The sequence below is a fragment of the Prescottella subtropica genome (genome assembly GCF_005434945.1).
Taxonomy (GTDB): Bacteria; Actinomycetota; Actinomycetes; order Mycobacteriales; family Mycobacteriaceae; genus Prescottella; species Prescottella subtropica.
In genome coordinates this window covers 1-5,328 of record NZ_SKCH01000049.1, presented here as the reverse complement: position 1 = coordinate 5,328, position 5,328 = coordinate 1, and the positions used below count along the sequence as shown (strand labels likewise).

Sequence of the window (5,328 nt, the reverse complement as noted above, 5' to 3'; positions counted from 1 at the left end):
GGTACACCCGCGCGGATCTCAACGACTACTTGGCGCGGCTCCGGCGCCACGAACCGGACGCGCCTGCTCCGGAACTCGGGGAGGCCGCCTGACCCCCGACGAACTAACGCCGACGACCACTAGCTGTCGCTGAACTCGTCGACATGTCGACGTCCATGTTCCCGGACGGCCCCCCAGCAGGCAGCGACGATGCCGGATTGTGGGCCACCGTGATGACCGACGTCATCGACACAGACCACCAGCCACTGCTGTGGCAGATCGCGTTCACCGACGCCCCGGACCCATCCACGATCGACGACACCATCGCCCGGGTACAGCGGATGCGACTCCTCCACGAACAAGCAGTGCTACAGCAGCAGTTGGCGGACAGCGACAACGACCCGATCGGCCTGCTCCGGCAACTCGCCGACATCAACCGGCAACTCCGGGGCACCGCCTGACCGGCGGGAACGCTGGTGCCGCGCACTGTCGGTACCCGCTGAGAGCATCGGGTATCGGAGAAACACTCGACCAGGTCCGCGGCCCCGCTGCGGGAGGAGAGGAACAACCATGACGAACCCCGCTTTCGCCCGTGGCAGTGCCCAGCGGTTCGGCCGTGCACGCGGCCCCGTCCCCGTCGCGGCCCCGCCGTCGGAGCCGCCGGCGGGTGAACCCGCCGCCGATCCGGTGCCGGAAACGATGGAGGGACTGGACAGCACCGTCGATGTCGCCGCCGACACCACCGTGGACACGGACCCTGCGCTGGCACCAGCACCGGAAGCCGCCCCGAACGACAGCGTCGAGACCGCGCCCGACGTGGCCGCCGACCCGGCCCCGGAAACTGCCTCCGAGCCCGAGCCCGAGCCCGAGCCCGAGCCCGAGCCCGAGCCCGAGCCCGAGCCCGAGCCCGCAGAGCAGAAGCCCACGCCGCCGGAACCCGCCGACACCAGCACCGACGCGATCAACGAGCCACCCACCCCCGCAGCTGAGACCAGCGCCGACACCCGCAAGCCGAACACCAAGCGCCCCACCAAGACCGCCAAGACGACGAAGAAGAAGGACGCCGAACCCACCCCCGACACGGTTCCCCTCGTCGTCATCTCCGGGGGCGTCGCCACCGCGGCAGGACCGGTCCACATCCTCGACCTCGACAACGCCACCGACCTCGACGACTACGAAATCCTCGACCTCGTGCGCGGCCTGCGCGCTGTCGCCGACAGCTCCCTCAAGGCCGACACCGTCAAGACCCTCATGGAACTCCTCGAACAGAAACTGCTGAGCGACGCATAACCCCGCCCAACAACGGCTGTGGCCCACCCCGAGACTTCCGGGGTGGGCCACAGCCGTAGGTGGGTCCGCTAGACCGTCACCGTGATCTGCTGGAACCAGTCACCCACCCACTGGTACGGATCCTGCCCGCCAGCAACATCAATCGTGTCGAACGCGCCATGCAACCCGTTGCCCTGGTAGACAGCAGGATTCGTCGCCAGCTGCATCAACCCCTGGTTGTCCTCCGCCAACGCCTGCAACACGTGCGGAACCGCCGTCGGCAGCTTGTCGATCTGCGTCGGACTCGTCATACCGGCCTCCGCGAACGCCTGAGAAATCCGCTCCACGAGCTTGTCCAACCCGAGGTTCCGCATCGCAGTGTCCCCAGCCTGGGGGAGCTGCGCGATGATCTGCGGCAGATCAGCAAGCTGCGCCGCCATCTCCGGAATCGCATTCGGCAGCGCCGCAGCACTCTTCGCGATCAACGCCGCCCCCGCAGGGTTGCCCATGTTCGTCATCACCGCACCCGCCACCAGCTCGATCAGCGACTGCAACGTGCCGGCCGACAGCTTCGTGTGAGGCATCCCCGTGACATCGGCGACCGTGTTGACCGCCTGCACCGACAGCAACCCCACCATCCGGTCGGCGCCCTCCACGCTCGCCAACTGGCTCAGGTTGCCCGACACGTTCTTCCCGACCTGCACCAACTGGCGGGCCAACTCCGAGTTCTCCGGCAGCGAGCACACCACGTCACCGGGAACACAGATTTCAGCGACCACACCAGAGAGAGCCCCGAAGTCGGAGTCCCGCTGCCCGGACAGCCCACCACCGGAGATCGCATTCATCGTCACCGGCTCGACATCAACCTTCCGGTTGCTGTTGACGGTCACCTCCATCCGCGACTCCGGTTCGCTACCGGCACCGGCGAGCGACTTCGCGTAGCTGGCTGCCAACCCGCCATCGGAATCTGCGACCGGGGCGGTGTCGGCGCCGGCCTTCGCGGGAGCCGACGTCGTTGTCGTCGGCTTCATGGTCGTTGTCGGCGCGGCGGCACGAGATGTTGCCGGACTCGACTGGCCGGTGCCGAAACGCTCGGTGCCGTCGGTCAACGGCCGCATCAACGGATCATCAGTGCGGCCGGCAGTCGCCGCAGACGCGCCTGCCGCCGTCGACGGTGCCGCGGTCGTTGTGGTCGGCCGCGGAGACGTCGTCGCAGGGGTGTCCTTACCGGCGGCCATCCGCTGCGTCGTCGCCGCGGCCGACTCCTCCGCGCCGGCAGCGGCAACACCTTCGTCCACCGGAGCATCACCTGCAGGCGTGGTTGTGGCCGCCTCGTCGGCAGGATCACCGCCAGCTGCGGGAGCCTCCGAAGGCAGGGACTGGATCGCATCAGCGTCCGGCACCGGTGCGGCCGTCGACGTCGACGGCTTCACCGTCGATGACCTCATCGACGTCGTCGGCGCCGTCGCATCAGCAACCGCCTTCCCCGCGGAACTGACCTGTGTCGCCACCTGATGCACCAGCGACCGGAATCCGTCAGTCAACTGCATCTGCAGCTGCGCGAACGACGGCGACTCGACAACCTTCTTCACCGTCTCCTGCACGGTCACAGGAAGATCCGGCTGCGTCTGCGTCGTATCCACCAACAGATTCGACGTGTCACGACGCTTCGGGTCCGAGAACAACGCCACCCCGACCACACTGTCCGGGTCGATGCTGGTGCGCTTCTGCCCGATCGCAGTCGCAACATCACCCGCGATCTCGGCGCCCTGCGAGAACCCAGTCAGGATCTGCCGGGACTGCGGGCAGCGAGCCGCAACATCCTCCATCGTCGCCAACGTCGCCTGCACACCCATCGACACACTGCGCAGATAGCTGGTGCCGTTCACCGAAGCGTCGGACGCGTACGGAATGAACGTGGCCGTCACCGAATCACCCATCGACGCCACCAACGGCTCCGTCACCTGAGCCAACAAACCCACGGGCACAGTCGGATCCGCTGTCGGGCCGGTCTCGAACGTGCCGGGAACCGCGGTGATCACCGTCGCCGCGCACCGCGGCTGCGTGGACCCTGCGAACATGCCGTCAGTGCCGTTCGAGCCTGCTACGACAGCGTTCGCCGGCAACGCACCCGTCACCAACGCGGTTGCACCACGGACCGCGGCACTATCGACGGTCACTGTCGGCGCCGACGCAGTAGCCGGACCCGGACCCTGCTGCGCAGCACCAGCAGCGGTCGCACCCACCGCATCCCAGTCGATGGTTCCCGCCAGCTCCCCGAGGTCCGGCAGAGCCGACAACGCGGCCGCAGCCGCATCCGCAGCCGGATCCGCCGAGGCGGTCCCCGAAGCCCCCACCGTGACCAGTGACGCCGCTGCACCGGCGGCAACGACCCGGGCGAATTGTCTGCGCGACTTCCGATTCATAGATACCCCTAGTAGTGGCGTGTCGACAGGAGGCGCCTGGCACTCCGAACGAGGTCCGATTACTGCCACACGCTGCGTTCTCCGATAGCCCCGACAATAACAGAGCACTCTCCGGTATCGGCTGTCCGTCAACCCGGCATCAGTGCACGTCAACCATGATTTCTGGTACTGCCGGGCAGTACCCCACGCCCGAACGGCGCCTCGTACCGTGAGCAGGAAACCCGCCAGTCAACAGAAGGAGTCGCACATGCAGTTCGACACCGTCCTCGCCGTCGCTGCACAACTACTCGACTCCATCGACCCCCAGCAACGTCGGCACGAACTGCGCGACCACCTCACCGCCACCCACGCCGTGCGCGTAGTCCCCGACCATCCAGACCCCACCGAGCCTGCACTCATCTGCGTCGACGGTGCCGTCGCCCACGACCAGACCGACGCACTCGTCTGGATCGCCGCCGTCGGAGTCAACAGCACATCCACAGTCAACGTGCCAGCAACGATGGTGCTGCCGGTCTCCCCAACCGTCGAACGGGCCCGATCCATGCTCATGGCCCTGTGCGAACTCGCGGCAGCACTACAGACCGCCGACACCAATCACGTTGCCTGGGTCGACGGTTCCCTCGCCACCCCACTGATCTCCATCGCCACCGGACTGCTCGTCACCGACCCCGTAGTTGCCGACCTCGTGTGCACCACCCTCACCGACTGCGGCGCCGACGCGCTCATCGCCGACTACGTCCACTACGCACTCCAGGGCCGGCTACGAGCACTCCCGAAACAGGACACCGCATCCGGCTTCTGCCAGGTGTGGGCCCAACAACTCGGCACCGCAGGGGACTGGCTGACCACACAATCCGACAGGATCACCGCCACCGCCATCCTCGAACCCGGCGAACACCTCCGACCTCGGCCTGCTGTCGAAGCACTCCGCGTCGCCGCGAAAACCAGCGCCGACACCCCACCCGCAGTCCGCGCGTGGGCGCAGACCATCGACGAAATCCTCGACCACTGGCGGCACGAACTGCACGCCTACGTCACCTACGTTCTCCCAGCATCAGCACCGATGCGTGCCGTCAAAATCGAATACACACTCCCCACCGACACACCCGACATCGAGGCGGCCGCCGACACCCTCGCAGCCACCCTCGCAGCACGCGCCGGCGACACGATGATCGGGACACGAGTTCTCGAACCACTACCCCAACACCAAGCCGACACCCTCGCGAAACGCGAAGTCACCGCACTGATCACCCAACTTGTCGGGGCCGCCTCCACTACATTCCGTGACACCCACCCCGCCGCCGTACGCCACTACCGCACCTGAACAATCCCGCCACCCATCCCTGGGAAAAGGTTGAGGGCCTACTCCACGTGGAATAGGCCCTCAACCTTTTCGGGTTTCGGCGGTGCCGGTCAGACCGCGGGGGCGGGGTTGACGACGGCGGTGATGATCCATCCGTCCGGGCCCGGGGCGGTCGTGAAGATCAGAGGGTCGACGGGTTCGGTGCGGGCCGAGTTGGGGCTGCGGAGTTGGGCCTTACCCCTGGTTCTTGGACACGCTGAATCCAGCATGATGCTGGGGAAGCGAGAGAATCGAGATCATGGCCAGGAAGCACTACGACGAGGAGTTTCGGCGGAACGCGGTCGACTTGTA

The 5,328-nt window shown here is 66.9% G+C and carries 5 protein-coding genes; 3 read left to right on the top strand and 2 right to left on the bottom strand.

What is annotated here, in order from left to right:
- Positions 1 to 143 precede the first annotated feature (143 nt).
- Positions 144 to 440: a hypothetical protein gene (locus tag E0497_RS20165; RefSeq protein WP_137726578.1), complete on the top strand. Its 297-nt coding sequence runs from the start codon at positions 144 to 146 to the stop codon at positions 438 to 440.
- A 109-nt stretch (positions 441 to 549) separates the two neighbouring features.
- Positions 550 to 1,269: a hypothetical protein gene (locus E0497_RS20355; RefSeq protein WP_153269349.1), complete on the top strand. Its 720-nt coding sequence runs from the start codon at positions 550 to 552 to the stop codon at positions 1,267 to 1,269.
- Between the two features lie 68 nt (positions 1,270 to 1,337).
- Here the strand turns inward: E0497_RS20355 and E0497_RS20160 are convergent, their stop codons facing one another.
- Entirely contained in the window at positions 1,338 to 3,605 is a 2,268-nt protein-coding gene (locus E0497_RS20160) for a cutinase family protein (RefSeq protein ID WP_137726577.1), read from the bottom strand.
- Between the two features lie 316 nt (positions 3,606 to 3,921).
- On the opposite strand from E0497_RS20160, the gene E0497_RS20155 reads away from it, so the two are divergent.
- Positions 3,922 to 4,998, top strand: coding sequence for a hypothetical protein (locus E0497_RS20155; RefSeq protein ID WP_137726576.1), 1,077 nt, complete (start codon positions 3,922 to 3,924; stop codon positions 4,996 to 4,998).
- Between the two features lie 89 nt (positions 4,999 to 5,087).
- Here the strand turns inward: E0497_RS20155 and E0497_RS20520 are convergent, their stop codons facing one another.
- A complete protein-coding gene (locus E0497_RS20520) occupies positions 5,088 to 5,246 on the bottom strand; it encodes a hypothetical protein (RefSeq protein WP_161987476.1) in 159 nt (52 codons plus the stop codon).
- Between the last annotated feature and the right edge of the window lie 82 nt (positions 5,247 to 5,328).